The 21,059-nt window shown below is 73.7% G+C and carries 18 protein-coding genes; 8 read left to right on the forward strand and 10 right to left on the reverse strand.

Features of this window, described 5'->3' with window-relative positions; all coding sequences use genetic code 11:
- Complete coding sequence (locus ACIP93_RS10500; protein WP_401757374.1) at positions 1–1,086, reverse strand: hemin ABC transporter substrate-binding protein; 1,086 nt, start codon at positions 1,084–1,086, stop codon at positions 1–3.
- Between the two features lie 151 nt (positions 1,087–1,237).
- Between ACIP93_RS10500 and ACIP93_RS10505 the strand changes: the two genes are divergently transcribed.
- The 3 genes from ACIP93_RS10505 (at position 1,238) to ACIP93_RS10515 (ending at position 5,562) form a co-directional block, all read left to right on the forward strand.
- Positions 1,238–2,713 carry an HtaA domain-containing protein gene (locus tag ACIP93_RS10505; RefSeq protein ID WP_401757376.1) on the forward strand — a complete coding sequence of 492 codons (1,476 nt, stop codon included), beginning with the start codon at positions 1,238–1,240 and terminating at the stop codon, positions 2,711–2,713.
- Between the two features lie 138 nt (positions 2,714–2,851).
- Positions 2,852–4,552, forward strand: a complete 1,701-nt coding sequence (locus tag ACIP93_RS10510; RefSeq protein WP_401757378.1) for an HtaA domain-containing protein — start codon at positions 2,852–2,854, stop codon at positions 4,550–4,552.
- A gap of 353 nt (positions 4,553–4,905) precedes the next feature.
- Entirely contained in the window at positions 4,906–5,562 is a 657-nt protein-coding gene (locus tag ACIP93_RS10515) for a PhzF family phenazine biosynthesis protein (protein WP_345223458.1), read from the forward strand.
- A gap of 66 nt (positions 5,563–5,628) precedes the next feature.
- Here the strand turns inward: ACIP93_RS10515 and ACIP93_RS10520 are convergent, their stop codons facing one another.
- Positions 5,629–6,279, reverse strand: a complete 651-nt coding sequence (locus ACIP93_RS10520; RefSeq protein ID WP_345223460.1) for a biliverdin-producing heme oxygenase — start codon at positions 6,277–6,279, stop codon at positions 5,629–5,631.
- 144 nt (positions 6,280–6,423) lie between these two features.
- Positions 6,424–7,281, reverse strand: coding sequence for a type I methionyl aminopeptidase (gene map, locus ACIP93_RS10525; protein ID WP_345223462.1), 858 nt, complete (start codon positions 7,279–7,281; stop codon positions 6,424–6,426).
- Positions 7,282–7,378: 97 nt separating this feature from the next.
- Between map and ACIP93_RS10530 the strand changes: the two genes are divergently transcribed.
- Positions 7,379–7,612, forward strand: coding sequence for a hypothetical protein (locus ACIP93_RS10530; RefSeq protein WP_345223464.1), 234 nt, complete (start codon positions 7,379–7,381; stop codon positions 7,610–7,612).
- Between the two features lie 51 nt (positions 7,613–7,663).
- Here the strand turns inward: ACIP93_RS10530 and ACIP93_RS10535 are convergent, their stop codons facing one another.
- Positions 7,664–8,971 (reverse strand): MFS transporter, encoded by a 1,308-nt coding sequence (locus tag ACIP93_RS10535; RefSeq protein ID WP_401757382.1) that lies wholly within the window; start codon positions 8,969–8,971, stop codon positions 7,664–7,666.
- Between the two features lie 242 nt (positions 8,972–9,213).
- Here ACIP93_RS10535 and ACIP93_RS10540 point away from each other — a divergent pair, with 242 nt between their 5' ends.
- Entirely contained in the window at positions 9,214–10,008 is a 795-nt protein-coding gene (locus ACIP93_RS10540) for a site-2 protease family protein (RefSeq protein ID WP_345223467.1), read from the forward strand.
- On the opposite strand, the gene ACIP93_RS10545 is transcribed toward ACIP93_RS10540, so the two are convergent.
- Positions 10,005–10,187, reverse strand: a complete 183-nt coding sequence (locus tag ACIP93_RS10545) for a hypothetical protein (RefSeq protein ID WP_345223469.1) — start codon at positions 10,185–10,187, stop codon at positions 10,005–10,007. The genes ACIP93_RS10540 and ACIP93_RS10545 overlap by 4 nt on opposite strands.
- Positions 10,188–10,334: 147 nt before the next feature.
- A complete protein-coding gene (gene npdG / locus ACIP93_RS10550; protein ID WP_345223470.1) occupies positions 10,335–11,054 on the reverse strand; it encodes an NADPH-dependent F420 reductase in 720 nt (239 codons plus the stop codon).
- Between the two features lie 92 nt (positions 11,055–11,146).
- On the opposite strand from npdG, the gene ACIP93_RS10555 reads away from it, so the two are divergent.
- Positions 11,147–11,749, forward strand: coding sequence for a hypothetical protein (locus ACIP93_RS10555; protein WP_345223472.1), 603 nt, complete (start codon positions 11,147–11,149; stop codon positions 11,747–11,749).
- 371 nt (positions 11,750–12,120) lie between these two features.
- Positions 12,121–15,477: a BTAD domain-containing putative transcriptional regulator gene (locus ACIP93_RS10560; protein WP_401757385.1), complete on the forward strand. Its 3,357-nt coding sequence runs from the start codon at positions 12,121–12,123 to the stop codon at positions 15,475–15,477.
- A gap of 7 nt (positions 15,478–15,484) precedes the next feature.
- Here the strand turns inward: ACIP93_RS10560 and ACIP93_RS10565 are convergent, their stop codons facing one another.
- The 3 genes from ACIP93_RS10565 to panB all read right to left on the reverse strand — a co-directional run bounded on the left by ACIP93_RS10565 (position 15,485) and on the right by panB (position 18,395).
- Positions 15,485–16,339, reverse strand: a complete 855-nt coding sequence (locus tag ACIP93_RS10565; RefSeq protein WP_401757387.1) for an ABC transporter permease — start codon at positions 16,337–16,339, stop codon at positions 15,485–15,487.
- A complete protein-coding gene (locus tag ACIP93_RS10570) occupies positions 16,336–17,346 on the reverse strand; it encodes an ATP-binding cassette domain-containing protein (protein ID WP_401757389.1) in 1,011 nt (336 codons plus the stop codon). Before ACIP93_RS10570 ends, ACIP93_RS10565 begins: the two co-directional genes overlap by 4 nt.
- A gap of 164 nt (positions 17,347–17,510) precedes the next feature.
- Complete coding sequence (gene panB, locus ACIP93_RS10575) at positions 17,511–18,395, reverse strand: 3-methyl-2-oxobutanoate hydroxymethyltransferase (RefSeq protein ID WP_345223481.1); 885 nt, start codon at positions 18,393–18,395, stop codon at positions 17,511–17,513.
- A 315-nt stretch (positions 18,396–18,710) separates the two neighbouring features.
- On the opposite strand from panB, the gene ACIP93_RS10580 reads away from it, so the two are divergent.
- The gene (locus ACIP93_RS10580; protein ID WP_401757391.1) at positions 18,711–19,793 is read left to right on the forward strand and encodes an endonuclease/exonuclease/phosphatase family protein; all 1,083 of its coding nucleotides are present in this window, start codon (positions 18,711–18,713) and stop codon (positions 19,791–19,793) included.
- Positions 19,794–19,853: 60 nt separating this feature from the next.
- On the opposite strand, the gene ACIP93_RS10585 is transcribed toward ACIP93_RS10580, so the two are convergent.
- Positions 19,854–20,822: a DUF4190 domain-containing protein gene (locus tag ACIP93_RS10585; protein WP_401757393.1), complete on the reverse strand. Its 969-nt coding sequence runs from the start codon at positions 20,820–20,822 to the stop codon at positions 19,854–19,856.
- Positions 20,823–21,059 lie beyond the last annotated feature (237 nt).

Raw genomic sequence — 21,059 nt, forward strand, 5'->3', positions numbered from 1 at the left:
TCACTTGTCCTTGGGGTGGAGCTGGGCGATCAGGGAGGCCAGGACCTGGTCCGTGCGGGGGCCGTAGTTGAGCAGCACGCCGTCCGGGACCGAGACGACGCGGCGGTCCAGGCCCGCCGGGGTCTCGGCGACGCCCGGGACCTTGAGCAGGCCGTCGACGCCGTTGACCGATTCGAGGCCCTTGGCCATGACCAGGATGGCGTCGGGTGCCGCCTTGACCAGCGCCTCGCTGGTGATCGCGGTGAAGTCCTTGGCCAGCCCGGAGTCCTTGCCCGCGTCGACCGCGCCCGCCGCCTCCAGTAGCGAACTCGCCCCGGAGTCCCGGCCGCCCAGCAGATAGACCGAGGCCGAGCCGCGCAGGTAGAGGAAGCTCACCCGGGGCTTCCGGCCGCCCGGGGGCGCGGGGATGTCCTTCTGGACGGCCGCGATCCGCGCCTGGGTGCGCTGCTTCAGCTCCTCGCCCGCGGGCCGCACGCCCAGGGCCGAGGCCACCGCGTCGATGCGCCTGCCGACGTCGGCGAGTTGCTTGGCCGGGGCCACGACGACCAGCGGGATGCCCGCGTCGCGGATCTGGTCGACGGCCTCGACCGGTCCCGTGGTGGTGTCGGCGAGGACGACGGTCGGCCGGAGGGACAGCACGCTCTCCGCCGACACGTCGTGGGCGCGTGTCACCACCGGGAGGCCCTTCGCCTGCTCGAAGGTGGCCGTGATGTCGCGGGCGACGACCTTCCCGCCGAGCCCGAGGGTGAAGACGATCTCACTGAGGCCGCCGGTGAGCGGGACGATGCGGTCGGTCGACGTGACCTCCACCTCCTTGCCGTCGGCCGAGGGCACGGACACCGGAAGGACCGGCTTCGGCGTGGCGGCCAACGGCTCGACGCGGTCGGGGGCGTGCTGGGCCTCGGTCCGCGCGGTGCTCCCGGAGGGCGTCGCACCGGTCGGCGTACCGCCGCAGCCCGTAGCGGCGACGGCGAGGACGAGCACGGAGACCAGCGTGCCCGCCAGTCGGGAGGGGCGCGCGGGCCGGGACGGGCGCGGGGACCGTGAGGGGTGCTGGGGCACGGCTGGCGTTCGCACGGAGCGCACCGTCCTGTTCGTTTCCGGGCGGCCGTAGTGGCCGGTGTGGCGGGGGAGTTCTGCGTGTCCGGTCCTGGCGCGAGGGGCCGAAGGGTTCCGGACGGGTCAGGCGTAGCTTAGGTTAGCCTTACCTTGCTTGCCAGACCTCGGAGGGACTCCCATGCTGCCGTCCAGACCGGCCCGCGCGTCTGCCGTCGCGCTCATCGCGGCAGTGCTGGGAGCCCTGCTCCCGGCCTCGGCCGCCCAGGCGGCACCGCGCACCGTCCAGGGCGGCAGGCTCGACTGGGGGATCAAGTCCTCCTTCCAGAGTTACGTCACCGGGCCCATCGCCAAGGGCGGCTTCACCCTCCTGGGCGGCGCCGCGACCGTCGGCGGCAGCCAGTTCCGCTTCCACTCGGCCAACGGCTCGTACGACCCGCAGAGCGGAGCCCTCAACTCCGCCTTCTCGGGCGGGGTCCGCTTCACCGGCCACCGGAAGCCGGACGGTTCGTTCGAGCTGGACCTCGTGATCAGCCGGCCCACCGTCCGTGTCTCCGGCGGTACGGGGACCCTGTTCGCCGACGTGACGAGCAGGTCCAAGGGCACCGGCAGGGTGACCCGCGCCGCTCAGATCCCGCTGGCCTCACTGGCCGTCGGCGGCATCGACATGAAGGGCGGCGGCAGTCCGGTCGCCCTCAGCAACGTGCCCGCGACGCTGACTTCGCAGGGCGCGTCCGCCTTCGCCGGGTACTACACGGCGGGCACCCGGCTCGACCCGGTCAGCCTGTCGGCGGACGTGGCGGCGGGCGTCCCGGCGGGCGCGAAGGCACCGGAGAAGCAGCCGGACGCGCGGAAGTCCGAGGCGCCCGGCGGCGAGGAGCCCGCGCAGCAGGACCAGGACGCCGGGAAGCCGGCCGGCGGCATCGAGGACGCGGCCGTCGACTGGGGCGTGCGGCGCACCTTCCGCGAGTACGTCACCGGCCCGGTCTCCCGGGGGAAGTGGGAGCTCGCGGGCGGCGCGCTGGACGGCGGGGCGCTGTTCCGCTTCCCGCGGGGCAAGGGCGCGTACGACAGCGGCAGGAAGTCATTGGACGCGCACTTCGCCGGCAGCGTCCGCTTCGCGGGCGCGCACCTGGACCTGACCCTGTCGAACGTGGGCGTGAAGGTCGCCGACGGCAAGGGCACCCTGGTCGCGGACGTCACGAGCAGGGACCCCGCGACGAAGAAGGACGTACGGACGGCCGCCGTGCCGCTGGTCACCTTCGAGGCCGGGTCGCTGGACGCCGAGGACGGTTTGGTCAGCCTCGCCGAGGCCCCGGCCACCCTGACCGAGGACGGCGCGAAGGCGTTCGGCTCGATGTACCGGGCGGGCACCGGCATGGACCCGGTCTCCCTCGCCGTCGCCGTCGACGACAGGGCGAAGCTGCCCGCGCTGCCCGACCTCGGCTCCGACACCACGACCCCCGCGACCCCCACGCCCGCACCGGCCGTGGGCAGGAAGACCGCCGCGGAGCCGGGGACGGCGAAGACCGCCGCGGCCTCCGACTCCTCCGCCGGCACCGTGACGTACCTGGCCGCGGGCGCGGTGCTCGTGGTGCTCGCCGGGGCCGCGGCGTTCGTGGTCCGCAGGCGGGGAAGCGGCGGCGCGAAGAGCTGACGCCGGCACCCCGACTGCCGCTTCCGACACGTCCGTGCCGCTGCCCGCGAGGGAGGGGCGGCGCGGGACCGCCCCTCTCCCTCGCACGTGTCACCCCCCTTTTTTGTTCGCCGTACTTCCGACAGGAGTTCCCCGACCATGGCAGCAACCCGCCGCCGTATCACCCTGGCCGCAGCCGTCGCGACGGCCGCCGCCGTCGGCGCCACCGCCTTCACCCTCCCGGCCGTCGCGGCCGACGCCCCCGCGGACGGCGGGGCAGTGGGCCCGATCGTGGGCGCGACCCTGGACTGGGGCGTGTTCACCAAGTTCCGTACGTACGTCACCGGGCCCATCGCACAGGGCAAGGTCGAACTGTCCGGCGGCGTCAAGCAGGCCGCGGGCAACGGGGCGTTCACCTTCGGGGGCGGCAGGACGGCGTACGACACCGTCACGCACGCCAGCACCACCGCGCTCGACGGCGCGGTCCGCTTCACCGGGCACGGCGGCAAGCTGGACCTGACGCTGTCCGACCTCAAGGTCAGGACGACCCGCACCGGCGGCACGATCTCCGCCGACGTGAAGTCGGCCGGTCCGGACGGCAAGCCGGTCCTGAGCGACGACGTCGAGCTGGTCACGCTGACGATGGTCAAGCCCGGCGCCGGCAAGGACGCAATGGTCTTCAAGGACATGCCGACCGCGCTGACGGAGGCGGGCAGCGCGGCCTTCAACAAGATGTACGACCCGAAGCTGGCCTTCGACGCGGCGACGCTGACGGTGCCGACGGGGGAGCCGAAGCCGGACCCCAAGCCGGACCCCGACCCGAAGCCCAACCCCGACCCGAAGCCGAATCCCGACCCGAAGCCCAACCCCGACCCGAAGCCGGACCCCGGCCCCAAGCCCGACCCCGGCCCCAAGCCCGACCCCGGCCCCAAGCCCAACCCCGACCCGAAGCCGGACCCCGAGCCCGATCCGAAGCCGCCGGTCGAGGACGCCAAGGGCGCCATCGTGGACGGCAACCTCGACTGGGGCGTCCACGACCGCTTCCTGAAGTACGTCACCGGGCCCATCGCGCACGGCAGGGCCGAACTGTCCGGCGGCGCGGCCAAGGCCGGCAGCGGCTTCCGCTTCCCGAAGGGCAGGGGAGCCTTCGACGCCGAGAAGCAGAACCTCTCCGCCGCCTTCGACGGCAGGATCCGCTTCCTGGGCCACGAGAAGAACGGCGTCCACGCCCTCGACCTCAGCTTCTCCGCGTTCAGGGTCGAGATGAAGGGCGGCAGGGCGGGGCTGGTCGCCGATGTCGCGACCAAGGAGCGCGCCGCCGGCGACAAGCCCGGCAAGGCCGTCGAGTACAAGGCCCTGGCCATCGCCGAGCTGACGCCGAAGGGCGGGCTCGACGTCGTCGACGGCGTCGTCAAGCTCACCGGAGTCCCGGCCAGGCTGACGGCGGACGGCTCCAAGGCGTTCGGCGGGATGTACCCGGCGGGCGAGCAGTTGGCTCCGCTGACGGTCGCCGTCTCGGTCGACAAGGGCGCGCAACTGCCCGGGCCGGGCACGACGACGGGGGGCGGCACGGGCACGGCGGGCGGTGCCGGCACCACCGGCACCTCCGGTGGTGACGCCGCGACGGCCGGCGGCGCCGGGACCGTGGGCGGCGGTGGCACCGTGGGCGGTGCGGGCACCGCGGAGGGTGTGACGGGCGGCTCGGTCGGCGGCGGTACGGACCCGGCCGCGGCGGGCAACCTGGCCGCGACCGGCGCGTCGACGCCGACGGCGGCGCTGCTCGGGGCGGCGGGGGCGTTGGCGGTGGCCGGGGGCGGGGTCGTCTACGCGGCCCGCCGCCGGGCCGGCCGCCGGGCCTGACCGGAGCCCCGGCGGGCGTCCCCGGCCCCGTCGTGCGCCGCACCCGGCGCGGGGGACGCCCGCGGCGCTGCCCCGGTCCCGCCCCTCCACCTGAAGCGCTCGGCCGCGCGGCTCGTGACGGGTTGCTCGCGCAGTTCCCCGCGCCCCTTTCCGGGGCGCGGGGCCGTGTCGGGGTGCGGCTCCGCCGCGCGGGCGCGACCAGCCGCAACGCACCCGCACGCAACCGCCCGCCAAGCCCCGCAGGGTCACGGGAAGGGGCGGGCGGGGGAGAGGCCCGCCCCGGGGCCGGGCGCCGGCGCCCGGCCCCGCACCGCGCCCCCGGCGGTCCGCCCTCCCCCCGGCAAAATACCCCCGTGAACACCCTCGACCTCCTCCACGTCTTCTGCAGCCCCACCGGCGCCCACGGCAACGCCCTCGGCGTCGTCCGGGACGCCCCCCGCAGCCACCCCGACCCCGCGTCCCGCCAGGCCCTCGCCCGTGAACTCGGCCTCAGCGAGACCGTGTTCGTCGACGACCCCGAGCGCGGCGTCCTCGACATCCGCACGCCCTCCAGCCGCCTCCCGTTCGCCGGGCACCCCCTCGTCGGGGTCGCCTGGCTGCTCGACATCGAGGTGCTGGAGCTGCCGGTCGGCGACGTCTTCGCGCGCCAGGACGGCGAGTTCACCTGGATCACCGCCCGCGCCGAGTGGGCCCCGCCCCGCGCTCTTCAGCAGTACGCGAGCGCGGCCGAGGTCGACGCCCTGCCCGCGCCGCCGCCCGGCGAGGGCTGGCTCTACGCCTGGGCCTGGGAGGACGAGGCCGCCGGGCGGGTGCGGGCCCGGGGCTTCCCGCGCCGGGGCGACGGCATCGACGAGGACGAGGCGACCGGGGCCGCCGCCCTCCAGCTCACCGCCGCGCTCGGCCGCGCCCTCAACATCACGCAGGGCAGGGGCTCGCAGCTCCTCACCGCCCCCGGTCCCGACGGCCTGATCGAGCTCGGCGGACGCGTCCGCTTCGCCGCCCGCGCGTAGCGGCGGCGCGAGAAGGGCCCGCACCGTCCCCGGTGCGGGCCCTTCTCACTGACGTACCGTCACGGCCTATGCGCTGAGCGGGAATTCGCCGCCCAGCTCGCGGAAGACCGACCCGTTGAAGTCGAACGCCCTCTTGCACTCCTCGATGATGCGCTTCTTCTCCAGCTCGTCCGCCGGGACCGCGTCCAGCAGCTCCCGGTAGTTCCGCTTGAACGCGGCCGGGTTGGCGACGCCCTCGAAGACGTAGAAGCGCACGCCGTCGCCCTTGCGGGCGAAGCCCCAGGTCTTCTCCGCCCTGTCGCGGATGATCTGGCCGCCCGAGAGGTCGCCGAGGTAACGGGTGTAGTGGTGGGCGACGTATCCGCCCGGCCACGTCGCCGCGCACTCGGTGACACGTGCCGCGTACGCCGCCGTCGACGGGAGGGCGACGAGGCCGTCCCGCCAGTCCGCACCGCGCAGGTGCGCCAGGTCGCGCTCCAGCTCCGCGACGCGCATCAGCTCGGGCTGTATGAACGGGCCCGCGACCGGGTCGTCGCCGAGCGGACCGGCGGCGTCCTCCAGGGCCTTGTAGACGAACCAGAGCTGCTCGGTGTAGCGCGTGTACGCGGCCACGCCGAGCCTGCCGCCGAGGAGGTCGCTCATGAACGTCGAGGTCTCCGCCTCCGTGTGCTGCTCGTGCGAGGCGACACGGATCTGGGTGGAGAAGGGGGTGTCCAAAGCGGACCTCCGGGGACAGAGGGGACGGGAGGAAGGAGCGGTGGTGGCAGCAGGGGCGCCCGCCACCACCGATCTTCGCTGCTTAGGGTTACCTAAGTCAACCGCTTCCCGACAACCTGTCGGTAAAAAACCGCCGCGCTCCGGCTACGGCAGCGTGAGGATGTCCGCCCCGGTCTCCGTCACCACCAGCGTGTGCTCGAACTGGGCAGTGCGCTTGCGGTCCTTGGTGACGACCGTCCAGCCGTCCTCCCACATGTCGTACTCGTGGGTGCCGAGCGTGAGCATCGGCTCGATCGTGAACGTCATGCCGGGCCGCATGACCGTCGTCGCGTGCGGACTGTCGTAGTGCGGCACGATCAGGCCGGAGTGGAAGGACGTCGAGATGCCGTGCCCGGTGAAGTCCCGTACGACGCCGTAGTTGAAGCGCTTGGCGTACGACTCGATGACCCGGCCGATGACATTGATCTGACGGCCCGGCTTGACCGCCTTGATGGCCCGGTTCAGGGACTCGCGGGTGCGCTCCACCAGCAGCCTCGACTCCTCGTCGACGTCGCCGCAGAAGTAGGTGGCGTTGTTGTCGCCGTGCACGCCGTTGAGGTAGGCGGTCACGTCGAGGTTCACGATGTCGCCGTCGTTGAGGACGGTCGAGTCGGGGATGCCGTGGCAGATGACCTCGTTGACCGAGCTGCACAGCGACTTGGGGAAGCCCCGGTAGCCGAGGGTCGAGGGGTACGCCCCGTGGTCCAGCATGAACTCGTGCGCGACCCGGTCGAGCTCGTCGGTGGTCACGCCGGGCGCGATGTGCTTGGCGGCCTCCTCCATCGCGCGGGCGGCGATGCGGCCCGCGACACGCATGCGCTCGATGGTGTCGGAGTCCTGGACCTCGGGCCCGGTGTACGGGGCCGGGGCGGGTTTCCCGACGTACTCGGGACGCCGGATGTTGCCGGGGACGGAACGGACGGGAGAGAGCTCGCCTGGTACGAGCAGCGACTGGCCAGACATGCCGACGAGTGTAGTTCGGGGTACGGGGGCACTATGGCGGCAGAGCGAACGCGCGAACGACGCGTGACGACGCGAGAAGCACAAGGAGCGCAAGGCCATGGCCCTGTTCAAACGCCGTACGACCGGCAAGCCCGGCGAGTGGTTCTACTGCCTGGAGCACAAGACCGTCGAGGAGGGCCCCCAGTGCCCCTCCAAGGACCGCTTCGGGCCCTACGCCTCCCGTGCGGAGGCCCAGCACGCCATGGAGACCGCCCGCGAACGGAACCTGGAGTGGGAGAACGACCCCAAGTGGCACGACAAGGGCGGCTCCGCGGGCACGCCGCAGAGCTGAGCCGCGACGCCGCCGCCCGCCCCCGGCACGGCGGAGCCGCACCCCGCCGTCCTAGGCCGCTGCGGGCGCGCCCTCGGCCCCCTCGGCGGCCTCCGCCTCGCGCTGGGCGCGCCGCAGCATCGCGTCCTCGTCGGTCTGCGCGTCGTACGACATGAGCTTGGGCAGTACGGCGGCCAGCAGCCCCACCGCGACCACGCACGCCGCGCCGCCGCTCCACACCGCGCCCCGCACGCCGGTCCAGCTCGCGACCGCGCCCGCGCGGACCTGGCCGAGCTGGGGGCCGCAGCTGTACGAGAGGATCTCGATGCCGGCGAGCCGGCCGCGCAGCTCCTCCGGGATGGTCTGGTTCCAGATGGTGGAGCGGCCCAGGCCGCTGATCATGTCGCCGCCGCCCGCGACCGCGATGCACAGCAGGACCAGCCAGATGTTGCTGGTCAGGCCCGCCGCGCCCATCGCCAGGCCCCAGCCCATGGCGCCCAGCACGACCATCCGCCCGTGCCGCCGCACCTTGGAGGCCCAGCCGCTGGTCAGGCCGACGACGCAGGCGCCGAGCGGCATGGCCGCGTACATCAGGCCCAGCGCCCACTCGGCGTCCAGGTCCTTCGCGAGGAAGGGGAAGATCGCGGTCGGGAAGGCGAGGAACATCGCCGCCAGGTCTATCCCGTACGTGCCCAGCAGCACCGGCTTGCTCCAGGCGTAGCGCGCGCCCTCCGCGATGCCGCGCAGGGACGGCTTCTGGGCGTCCTTGGTGGCCGGCGCGGGCGACAGCCGCAGGCACATCAGCACCGAGGCGGCGAACCCGACGACGGTGACGGAGTACGCGGTCGGGGTGCCCGCGTACGCGACGACGACGCCCGCGAGCGCCGGGCCCGCGATGGCCCCGACCTGCCAGCGCAGCGCGTTGAGCGCGGCGGCGGCGGTGAGCTGGTCGTGCGGGACGATACGGGCCATCAGGGAGTCGAGGGCGGGCCGCTGGAGCCCGGACAGGGCGGCGACACCCGCCGCGACCACGTACAGCGGCCAGAGCATGGGCCGCGGCAGCAACGCGTTCACCAGGAGCACCACCGCCAGCACCCCGAGCCCGATCTCGGTCAGCAGGATGATCCGCTTGCGGTCGACGGCGTCGGCCAGCGCCCCTCCGTACAGGCCGAAGACGATCAGCGGCACCAGTTCGACGGCCCCGATCGCGCCGACGGCCAGCGGCGAGTCGGTGAGGTGGGCGATCTGGAGCGGCATGGCGACCAGGGCCATGGAACTGCCGAAGAAGGCGACGATCCCCTGCACCCACAGCAGCCGGAAATCGGCCGACGAGCGCCAGGGGGAGAGATCGGGGAGGAGGGAGGAGAGCTTTCGGGACACGAGGTGCCATACTCCGTGTCCGGAATGCGCGAGGCAACTCCATTTCGCTTCCCCGGGCCCCCGCCGGGCCCCGCCCGGGGCGCGCGGAGCCGCCCGACCGGCCCCCTCGCCCACCCGCACGCAAACCGTCCACAGCCTTCCCCCGCCGGGAACCCCCGTGCCGGGTCCGGGCGTTCCACCTCGTGCGCGGGTACGGTCGACGCCCGCCCCGCACCGCCCGCCGCACCCCAGGAGCCGCCCCCATGACCACCGCCATCAGTCGCAGGGACCGCCGGATCAGTCCGGTCTTCCTCGGCATCGTCGCCGTCATGGCGGTCGCCGGCTGGGCCGTCTGGACGGGCTTCGCGGCCTCCACCGGCTTCGCCGTGTTCCTCTTCGTGACGGCGGCCTGGATCGTCTCCCTCTGCCTCCACGAGTACGCGCACGCCCGCACCGCCCTGCACAGCGGTGACATCACCATCGGCGCGAAGGGCTACCTCACCCTCAACCCGCTGAAGTACACGCACGTCCTGCTGAGCATCGTGCTGCCGCTGGTCTTCGTGATCATGGGCGGCATCGGCCTGCCCGGCGGCGCGGTCTTCATCGAACGGGGCCGCATCCAGGGCCGCTGGAAGCACAGCCTGATCTCGGCGGCGGGCCCGCTCACCAACGTCCTCTTCGCGGTCGTGTGCACCGCGCCGTTCTGGCTGGGCGCGCTGGACGGCGTCCCGACGCCCTTCCGGTACGCGCTGGCGTTCCTCGCGCTGCTCCAGGTCTCGGCGGCGCTGCTGAACTCCCTGCCGGTGCCCGGTCTCGACGGGTACGGCGTGCTGGAGCCCTGGCTCTCGTACCGGATGCGGCGGCAGATCGAGCCGTACGCGCCCTTCGGGCTGCTCCTCGTCTTCGCCCTGCTGTGGGTGCCGGAGGTCAACCGGGTCTTCTTCGACGTGATCTACGGCATCACGGGCGGCCTCGGGGTGGGCGAGGCCGAGGCCTACTGCGGCCGCGACCTGTTCCAGTTCTGGCAGGCGGACGTCCCGTTCTGCGCGGCGCCCTAGGCGGAGGCGGCTTCCTTCTCGGCCCTGGCCCGGCGCAGGTAGTACCAGGCCATGTTCGAGGAGACGCCCGCCAGCAGGATCCACACGATCCCGAGCAGGCTGCCCTCGACGAAGGAGACCACGGCGGCGACGACCGAGAGGACGCAGACGACCAGGGCGTACAGAGCGAGGCGGGGCATGGGGGACGACTCCTGTCGGAACGGACGGCGTACGGCTCGCGGGACGCACACCGTCGGACGCCCTGCGGATCGCGGGGCGCGCGCCGTCCCGTCGGACGGCGCGCGCACGCACACGACCCGTCCAGTGTCCCCCATGCCCGGATCGCCTTATACGTCGGTCACGCGCAGACCGGCGTGCGCCTTGTAGCGGCGGTTCACCGAGATCAGGTTGGCCACCAGCGACTCGACCTGGTGGGCGTTGCGCAGCCGGCCCGCGAAGACGCCGCGCATGCCCGGGATGCGGGCGGCCAGCGCCTGCACGAGGTCGGTGTCGGCGCGCGCCTCGCCGAGCACCATCACGTCGGTGTCGATCTCCTCGACCGCGGTGTCCTGGAGCAGGACGGCCGAGAGGTGGTGGAAGGCAGCCGTGACGCGCGAGTCCGGCAGCAGGGCGGCGGCCTGCTCGGCGGCACTGCCCTCCGCGGGCTTCAGCGCGTACGCGCCCTTCTTGTCGAAGCCGAGCGGGTTCACGCAGTCGACGACCAGCTTCCCGGCCAGCTCCTCCCGCAGCGACTCCAGCGTCTTGGCGTGCCCGTCCCACGGCACGGCCACGATCACGACGTCGCTGCGGCGCGCACACTCGGCGTTGTCCGCGCCCTCGACGCCGAGCCCGAGCTCGCCGGCCGCCGCCTCGGCCCGCTCGGCCGCCCGCGAACCGATGATCACCTTCTGGCCGGCCCGCGCGAGCCGGTACGCGAGGCCGCGCCCCTGGTCGCCGGTGCCGCCGAGGACGCCGACGACGAGCCCGGAGACGTCGGGCAGGTCCCACGGGTCCTTGAGGGGCTTCTTCGGGGCCTCGGGCTGGGGGGTCTGTGAAGTGGAAGTCATGGCCCGACCCTACGTGCAGCCGGTCCGCTCTTCCGGGTGAGTCCTCGCCCTCCGGCGTACGCGGCCCGCTCCGCGCGGCGAGGATCGCGGGCATGGATGCCGTGAGGGTCGCACTGCTGCGGGAAGTCCTGGCCGGTACGCAATGGCTGGACACGACGAGACGCTTCGCCGGGGTGCTGCGCGCCTCGGTCTCACCGCCGTCCGCCGGGGGCCTGCTCCTGGTCGGCACCCGGACCTACGAACCCTGGCACTTGGCCGCCCACCTGATGGACGAGGCCGCCTGGTCGGGGCTGCCGACCCTGGCCCCCACGCTCGTACGGCACCAGGTCGGCCCGCACGACCCCGCGCACCTCTCGGTGGGCCTGGGCCGGCTGGCGGCGGCGGGCCGGGGCGAGACGCTGCTGGTGGTGTCGGGGCCGACGGGCCCGGACGCGGACCTGCTGGAACGCGTCCACGACGTACGCCGGGCGGGCTCGACGGTCCTGGCCCTGACGGGCTCGGCCGCGGACACCGAACTCCCCTCCCTCGCCCACGAACTGCTCGCCGTCCCCCCGGACGGGGAGGTGGACCTGGACACGGCCCAGCACCTGGTGAGCGCGGCGGCGGGCGAGAACCCACCCCGCACGGGCCGCGGCCGGGGCCGCCTCTGGCGCGTCATCGAGGGCCTGACGGCCCCGGCCCCGGACCGCTGGTGAGCCGCGGGTGACCTCCGGCGGGGGGCGGGGCCGTGCCGCACCTGCGGCTCCGCCGCGCGGGCGCGACCAGCCACCCGCCCACCCGCACGGAACCGTGCACCGCGGTCGAGTCGTACGCGCCGCCACCGGAGCGGAACCGTGCACCGCGGCCGAGCCGCACGCGCCGCCACCGGAGCGGAACCGTGCACCGCGGCCGAGCCGCACGCACCACCACCGGAGCGGAACCGCGCACCGTGCACCGCGGCCGAGCCGCACGCACCACCACCGGCACGGAACCGCGCACCGCGACCGAGCCCCACGCGCCGCCACCGGCACGGGTCCGCCCGAGGGCCCGGCAACCCGAACCGCCGGGGCCCGGGGACAATGGCCCGGTGCGTTATCAGATCCTCGGCCCCGCCCGAGCCCTCCGCGCCGACGGCACCCCCGCCCCCCTCGGCGGCCCCCGCCTGCGCGCGGCGCTCACCGTGCTGGCGCTGCGCCCGGGCCGGGCCGTCCCGGTGTCCGTGCTCGTGGACGAGGTGTGGGGCGACTCCGACGCCCCGCCCACCGACGCCCCCGCCGCCGCCCAGGCCCTGATCGCCCGCCTGCGCCGGGCGCTGGGCCGGGACGCCGTCGCCTCCCGGCACGGCGGGTACGCCCTGGTCGCCGACCCCGACGCCGTCGACCTGCACCGCTTCGAGCGCCTCACCGCCGAGGGCGTCCGCACCCTCGCCGAGGGCGACCCCGCCAAGGCCGCCGCCCTCCTGGACGACGCGCTCGCCCTCTGGCCGGACGAGAGCGGCCCCGCCCTCGCCGACCTCCCCGCCCTGGCCGCCGACGCGGCCCGCTGGGACGGCCGCCGCCTGGACGCCCGCCGGGCCCGCCTCGCGGCCTGCCTCGCGCTGGGCCGCGCCGCGGAGGCCCTCCCCGAACTCACCGCCCTGGCCGCCCGCCACCCCCTGGACGAACCCCTCCAGGCCCTGCGCCTGCGCGCCCTGCACGCGACGGGCCGCACCGCCGAAGCCCTGGCCGCGTACGAGACCGTGCGCGGCGGACTCGCCGACCGTCTCGGCATCGACCCCTCCCCGGAACTGCGCGCCCTGCACGCCGAGTTGCTGGCCGCCCCGCCGCCCCGGGCCCAGCCCCCGGCTCCCGCCGCCGCCCCCGCCGGCAACCTCCGCGCCCGCCTCACCTCCTTCGTCGGCCGTGAGGGCGACATCGAGACCATCCGCGACGACCTGGCCCGGGCCCGCCTGGTGACCCTGCTGGGCCCCGGCGGCGCGGGCAAGACCCGCCTCTCGCAGGAGGCGGCCGAACCCGACGCGGCCTGCTGGCCCGACGGCACCTGGCTGGTGGAACTGGCCCCCGTCGACGACCCCGAGGCCGTTCCCGACGCCGTCCTCACCGCGCTCGGCGCCCGCGAGACCCTGCTGCGCGCCGCCGAGACCATGCGGGCCGCCGACCGCACCGCCGACGACCCGCTGGTGCGCCTGGTCGAGCACTGCGCGCACCGCCGCATGCTGCTCCTGCTCGACAACTGCGAGCACCTCCTGGACGCCGCCGCCCACCTCGCCGAACACCTCCTGGCCCACTGCCCCCACCTCACCGTGCTCGCCACCAGCCGCGAACCCCTGGGCGTGCCGGGGGAGCTGGTCCGCCCGGTCGACCCGCTGCCGCAGCCGGCGGCGCTGCGGCTGTTCGCCGAGCGGGGGGCCGCCGCCCGGCCGGATTTCCGTACCGAGGACGACCCGGCGGCCGCCGCCGAGATCTGCCGGCGCCTGGACGGGCTTCCGCTCGCCATCGAGCTGGCCGCCGCCCGCCTGCGGATGCTGACCCCGCGGCAGATCGCGGACCGGTTGGACGACCGGTTCCGGCTGCTCACGGCGGGCGCGCGGACCGTACTGCCGAGGCAGCAGACGCTGCGCGCGGTCGTCGACTGGTCGTGGGACCTCCTGGACGAGCCCGAACGCGCCGTGCTGGCCGCCCTGTCCACCTTCTCCGGCGGCTGCGACCTGGCCGCCGCCGAGGACGTCTGCGGACCCGACGCCCTCGAACTGCTCGGCTCACTGGTCGACAAGTCGCTCGTCGTCGCCGCCCCCGCCGAGCCGGACGGCGAGATGCGCTACCGGCTCCTGGAGACCGTCTCGGAGTACGCCGCCGAGCGCCTCGCGGAGTCCGGCGAGCGCGCGGCCGTCGAGCGCCGCCACCTCGTCCACTTCCGGGAACTGGCCCGCACCGGCAACACCCTGCTGCGCGGCCACCAGCAGCTCCACTGGATCGCCCGCTTCCAGACCGAGTACGAGAACCTGCGCACCGCCCTGCGCCGCGCGGTCGCCGCCGAGGACGAACAGGAGGCGCTGGTCCTCGTCCACAGCATGTCCTGGTACTGGCACGTCCGCGACCTGCGCGCCGACCAGCGGCACTGGACGCGGGCCGCGATGGAGCTGGGCCCCGACCCGTTCGCCGGGCCCGTCGAGCCCGCCCCCGACGTGTTCGAGCAGTGCACCGACGCGCCCCCGCCGATGCGTCCCGAGGTGCTCCAGGAGGCGAGGCGCGGGGTCCGGCTGCTCAACCTGATCAGCATGAACCACGACCTGGACGTCTGGTTCACCCCCGAGGCCAAGGAGTGGCTGAACCGGGTCGTCGCCACCTACCGGCCCGGAATGCCGCAGACCTGCCGCACCCCCGGCTCCATGTGGATCATGGCCCTGCTGATGACCAGCCGGAACAGCGAGAAGCTGCGGGAGGCGATCGACACGACCGTCCAGGCGTGCCGGGACTTCGGTTACGAATGGGAGCTGGCCGGCGCCCTGGAGATGCGCGCCAACATCTCCGCCAACCACACCGCCTGGGCGGGCGACGCCCGCCGGGACGCCGCCGAGAGCCTGGAGATCTTCGAGCGGCTCGGCGACGCCTGGGGCGCCGCGGAGTCCCTCTCGGCGCGCGGCGAGGCGTACGAGCGGCTCGGCGACTACGCGCGCGCCGCGGACGCCTACCGCGTCGCGATCGAGCACACCAGCACGCTCCGGGCCCGCGCCCAGACCACGCTGCTGCGCATCCGGCTGGCGGGCACGCTCATCGAGCTCGACGACGGCGAGGAGGGCGAGGCCATCCTGCGGGAGGTGCTCGACGACACCGAGGGCCAGAGCGTCGAGGTGCGCCCGGCCGCCCGGATCTTCCTCGGCATCCGCCTCGCCCGCACCGGCCGCCTGGCCGAGGCCCACGCGGAACTGTCGCTGCTGCGCGACACCTTCGACAACGGCAACCTGATGATCTTCGACGGGTTCTCGCTGGGCCTGCTCGCCTGGGTGGAGAACCTCCGGTCCTCGTACCAGGAGGCGCTCGCCCTCGGGGCGCTCGCCCTGGGGCGCTCCCACGACCAGTTGTCCATGATGGTCGCCCCGCAGATGCCGGCCGTGCATCTGATGACGATCGCGGGATCGCTGGCCGGGCTCGCCACGGGCGAGGACGACCCGGCCCGGCGCCGGGCGCTGGCCGCCGACGCGGCCAGGCTGCTCGGGGCGTACGCGCGCCACCTCCCCGAGGGGCACTTCGTCAACCAGCAGGAGGCCGGCGCCCGGGACTTCGCCGTCGGCCTGTCCCGCGGCGTCCTGGACGCCGCCGACGAGCGGGCCTACGAGCGCGCCCGCGCCGAGGGCGGCGGCCTCTCCATGGAGGAGGCCACCGCCCTGGTGTACGCGCGACGCGACGAGTACCGGAAGGAGGGGGAAGGGGCGCCGGGCCCCTGAGTGCCCGTCAGGTCTTGTTGCGGAACCGGCGGATGGCGACCGGCGCGGTCACCAGGGTGATCGCCGCCGACCAGGCCAGCACCATCCACACGTCGTGGGCGACCGGGCCGCCCCGGAACAGACCGCGCACGGCGTCCGCAAGGTTGGAGATCGGGTTGTAGTCCGTGAAGGTCTGGAGCCAGCCGGGCATGGTGTCCGGCTTGGCCATGATGGACGAGCCGAACTGGAGCGGCATCAGCACCAGCATCGCCATGCCCTGCACCGCCTGTGCCGTCTTCACGGTGAGCCCGATCAGGATGAAGATCCACATCAGGGAGGCGCCGAAGAGTATCGACAGGCCGACCGCGGCCAGTACCTCCAGCGGGGAGGTGGTGATCTGCAGGCCCATGATCCAGCCGACGATCAGCAGGATGGAGAACGCGACCAGCATGCGCCCGATCTCCACCACGATCTTCGCGACGAGCACCGAGGACCGGGCGATGGGCATGGTCCTGAACCGGTCCATCACCCCCTTCTGGAAGTCCTCGTTGACCCCGGAGCCGACCGCCATCGACACGTTCATGCCCATCATCGCCATCAGGCCGGGCACCAGGTAGTTGACGTAGGCGCTCTGGTTGCCGTTGCCCTCCACCGCGCCGCCGAAGACGAACGTGAACAGCAGGGTGAAGACGATCGGCATCAGCAGGACGTCGAACATCGACTCCGGGTCCTGCTTGATCTGGAGCGCGTTGCGGCGGGCGAGCGCGCCGATGTGCCGCAGGTTGCCGCGCAGGCCGATCCGGCCCTCGGCGGAGGCTGCGGTGGTGGTGCGGGGGCCGGGCCGCTGCCCGGACTCCGGCTTGGTCAGGGTGGCCGTGCTCATGCCGCTGCCTCTTCCTTGATGTCGTGGGCGACCTGGTCGCTCTCGCTGCTCTTCTCGCCGGTGATCGCGAGGAACACCTCGTCGAGGCTGGGCAGATGGGTGCCGATGTCGGCGATGGAGTAGCCCCGGGAGCCGAGCAGCCCGACCACGGAGGTCAGTTGTCCGTCGCTCAGGATGGGGACGTACAACAGCCCCTCCTCGGGGAGCGCCTGCGCCCCCGCCACCCCGTCGAGCCCCGCCGCGCGCACGGCCTCCGCCATGGCGGGCAACTGCGCCGGGTCCGACGGCCGGATCTGCAGCGTCCGCCCGCCGACCTTCGCCTTCAGCTCGTTGATTCCGCCCTCGGCGACGACCCGCCCGCGGTCGATGACGGTCAGCTCGCTCGCCAGTTGCTCGGCCTCCTCCATGTACTGCGTGGTGAGCAGTACGGTGACGCCCTCGTCGACCATGCGCCGGACCTCGGCCCACACCTCGTTGCGGGTGCGCGGGTCGAGTCCGGTCGTCGGCTCGTCCAGGTACAGCACGGCGGGCTGCCCGATCATGGACGCGGCGAGGTCGAGCCGCCGCCGCATGCCGCCGGAGTACTGCGAGGCGGGCTTCCTGGCGGCCTCCGTCAGCGAGAACCGCTCCAGCAGGTCGTCGGCCCGCCGACGGGCCTCCTTGCGGGGCAGGTCGAGCAGCCGCCCGATCATGTACAGGTTCTCCCAGCCGGAGAGCTTCTCGTCGACCGAGGCGTACTGCCCGGTCAGCCCTATCGTCCGGCGGAGCTGGCGGGGCTGGGCGACCACGTCGAACCCGGCGACCGTGGCCGTGCCGGCGTCCGGCCGGATCAGGGTGGACAGGCACCGTACGAGCGTGGTCTTGCCCGCCCCGTTGGGCCCCAGGACCCCGAGCACGGTGCCTTCCCGCACGTCGAGATCGACCCCGTCGAGGGCCTTCGTCTCCCCGTAGTGCTTGACGAGGCCGCGTACCTCGATGGCGTGTGGTGTGGTGTCGTGTCGCGTCATGTCCCTCAGTGGAGCACCCGCCACTGACAACCCGCCGACACCGGCCGGCAGCCCACCGACAAGCGACCGACAAGCGACCGGCAAGGGACACGGCAGGGAGCCCCGCCGGGGGGTGAGGGCTACGCGTCCCACCGCCCCGCCGGGGCCCCTGCCCGTCCCACGCCCTAGTGGAAGGTGTGCTCCTCGCGCGGGAAGGAACCGCCCGCCACCTCCTCGGCGAACGCCTTCGCCGCGTCCCCCAGCGTCTGCCGCAGGTTCGCGTACTGCTTGGTGAAGCGGGGCACCTTCCCGCCGGTCAGGCCCACCATGTCGGTGTACACGAGCACCTGCGCGTCGGTGTCCGGGCCCGCCCCGATCCCGATCGTCGGAATCGACAGGCTGCGGGTGACCTCCGCCGCCAGCTCCGCCGGAACCAGCTCCAGCACCAGCGCGAAGGCCCCCGCGTTCTCCGCCGCCTTGGCGTCCCGCAGCAGTTGGTGCGCGGCCTCGTCCCCGCGCCCCTGCACCCGGTAGCCGAGCGTGTTCACCGACTGCGGGGTGAGGCCCAGGTGCGACATCACCGGGATTCCGGAGGCGACCAGCAGCTCGGTCTGCGGCAGGGACCGCTCGCCGCCCTCCAGCTTGACCGCGCCGACCCCGGACTCCTTGATCAGCCGGGTGGCGTTGCGCAGGGCCTGCACGGGCCCCTCCTGGTACGAACCGAACGGCAGGTCCGCGACGACCATCGCCCGCCTGGTCCCCCGGACGACGGCGGCGGACAGGACCGCCATCTCGTCCATGGTGACCGGCACGGTCGTCTCGTACCCGAGGTGCACATTGCCCATGGAGTCGCCGACGAGCAGCACCGGCACCCCGGCCTCGTCGAACACGGACGCCGTCATCGCGTCGTACGCGGTGAGCATGGGCCACTTCTCGCCGCGCTGCTTGGCGGCGGCGATCTGGTGGACGGTGATCCGGCGCGTGCCGGTCCCGCCGTACAGGGCCTTCGGGTCGGCCTGGGCGGGAGTGCGCCCCTCGGGGGCGGGATTCTGGGCAGCCTGAAGCGTCATGGCTGATACGGCTCCTTCGTCATCTCGAAGCGCCCTGACGGCGTCTCCGGACCACTTCCATGGTGGCATCCCGTGCCGCCGTACGGGAAGTGCGCGGTCCCACCGCCTTCCCCGGCTGCCTTCTATGCGCATTTCGTCACAGCGGCGCGTTCCGGGCCCGCCCGAGGAACTGCGCCCCGGGTCCCGTCGTCCTTCCGGCCGTACACCCGCCGCGGACGGCGGCGGGGACAGGCCCCGCACATCGCCTAGGGTCAGGGGCGGGGCGGGGAACGGCGTACGGGCAAGGCAAGCGGGCAAGGCAGTGAGGACAGCGGAATGGCGCAGGCGTACAGGCCGGACACCGGTAACCACGGACCGGAGTCCGAACCCTCCGAGCCCCCCACGACCGGTACGGCGCCCCTCCCCGGCGCCTCCGGAACCTCCGGCACCCGCCCGCGCCGCCGCCTCACCGACGGCTGGCGCGGCGACCGGCGCATCTGGCGGCGCGGCGTCGTCCTGGCCGTCGCCGCCCTGCTGCTCACCGTCGTCATGGTCTTCCACGCGCAGATCCCCAACAAGATCGGCAACCTGGGCAGCCTCACCGAGACCTTCCTGCCCTGGTTCGGTCTCGGCATCCCGCTGCTGCTGATCCTGGCCGTGCTGCGCCGCTCCGCGCTGGCCCTGGTCGTGCTGATCCTCCCGGCGGCGGTCTGGATCAACCTCTTCGCCGGCCTGTGCACCGACAAGGCGACCCCGGGCGGCGACCTCACCGTCGCCACCCACAACGTGAACGCGGAGAACCACGACCCCGCCGGCACCGTGGCCACCCTCGTCGCGTCCGGCGCGGACGTCGTGGCCCTGGAGGAGATCGCGGGCGACAACCTCGCCGGGTACGAGAAGGCCATGGCCGCCGCCTACCGGCACCACACGGTGCAGGGCACGGTCGGCCTGTGGAGCAAGTACCCGCTCACCGACGTGCGCAAGGTCGACATCCGGCTCGGCTGGGCCCGCGCCCTGCGCGCCACCGTCGCCGCCCCCAAGGGCGAGATCGCGGTGTACGTCGCCCACATGCCGTCGGTGCGGGTCAAGCTCAACGCGGGTTTCACCGCCGGCCAGCGCGACGCCAGCGCGGACGCCCTCGGCGAGGCCATCGCCCGCGAGCCGCTGAGCCGGGTCGTCCTGCTCGGCGACCTCAACGGCACCATGAACGACCGCGCCCTCAACGGCATCACCGCCCAGATGCGCTCCACCCAGGGGGCGGCGGGCGACGGCTTCGGCTTCAGCTGGCCGGCCGCGTTCCCGATGGCGCGCATCGACCAGATCATGGTCAAGGGCGTCGAGCCGGTGTCCTCCTGGACGCTGCCGCGCACCGCGAGCGACCATCTGCCGATCGCGGCACGGGTCGCGTTCCAGCCGTAGCCGCGATGTCCGGAGGAGCCCGTCGGCCGGCCCCTCCGGACAGGCATCGGCCCGGTCCGGTTACTTGATCCTTCCGGCCCAGATCTGCGGCTCGAAGCCCTCGATGGCGGGCTGGAACTCGATCTGCCACTCCTTCGCCGCGCTCTTCGGCACCTGGTAGGTGAACAGCGCCGAGGTCTGCTTGCCGGGCAGCACGGTCCGGGCCAGGTGGGAGGAGTGGTCGCCGTCGTAGATGATGTCGGCCTCGCTGCCCTCGGCGTCGGTGACCTGCGGGTAGCCCAGCAGTGCGACCTTCTTCGGGCCGTCGTTGGCGATGGTCACCTTGAAGTAGTACGCGCGGTGGCCGGACTTGAGCTGGCCGATGGAGTACTGGTTCGGGGTGAAGGCCGTCGGCTTACCGATCGTGACCTTGACGCCGTTGTCGTACCGGAAGGTCTCGCCGAGGCCGAGGATCCTCGCCTCGGGCGTGGGGGAGGGGGACAGGGGCGGCTCGTCCGAACCGAGGTCGCCGAGCTCGTCCAGTTCCTCGAGCTCCTCGTCCAGCTCCGCCGCCCGGCTCTCCGAGACCCTCACCTGCCGGTCGCGCTCCTCGATGCCGGTCCTGTACAGCTTCAGGGTGAGGAAACCGCCGCCGACCGCCATCAGGATGCCGACGAAGCCCAGGATCGTACCGGCGAGGGTGAGGCCCTTGTTGGTGGCGGCCCCCTTCCTGACCTTCGCGAGGCCCACGAAGCCGAAGACCACGGCCAGCAGCGACGGCAGCCAGCTCATCCAGAACAGGAAGACCAGCACGCCCAGCCCGCAGCCGGCCAGTCCGAGGACGACGGCGGTGATGCCCATGCCGTTCTGCGGGCTCTCGGGCTGCTGCCCGTAGCCGAACGGGTACGGCGTCTGCGGCCCGTATCCGTACCCCGGACCCGGCGCGTACGGAGCGGGCGGCGGGTCGCCGATCCGGGTCTGCTGGTCCACCGCGCCCTCCTGGGGCGGTGCCCAGGGGTTCGGCTCGAAGGGGGAGGGGGGCTGGCTCATGCGCGGGTCCTCGGAGGGCGGGGCGAATGCGAGTTCGACTTCGCGGGCTCCGAGGACCCTAACAGCGCCTTCACTTCTTACTCACATATATACGGGGGGCGTTGGGCCGCCGGGGCGGGGCCGCCCCGCCCCCCCCCCCCCCCCGGCGGGCCCCCCCCCCCCCCGGCCCCCCCCCCCCCCCCCAACCCCCCCCCCCCGGGGGGGGCGGGGTTGGAGGGGCGCAACACCCCCCCCCCG

It is taken from the genome of Streptomyces sp. NPDC088745, assembly GCF_044751045.1.
In the GTDB taxonomy this organism is placed as follows: domain Bacteria; phylum Actinomycetota; class Actinomycetes; order Streptomycetales; family Streptomycetaceae; genus Streptomyces; species Streptomyces cremeus.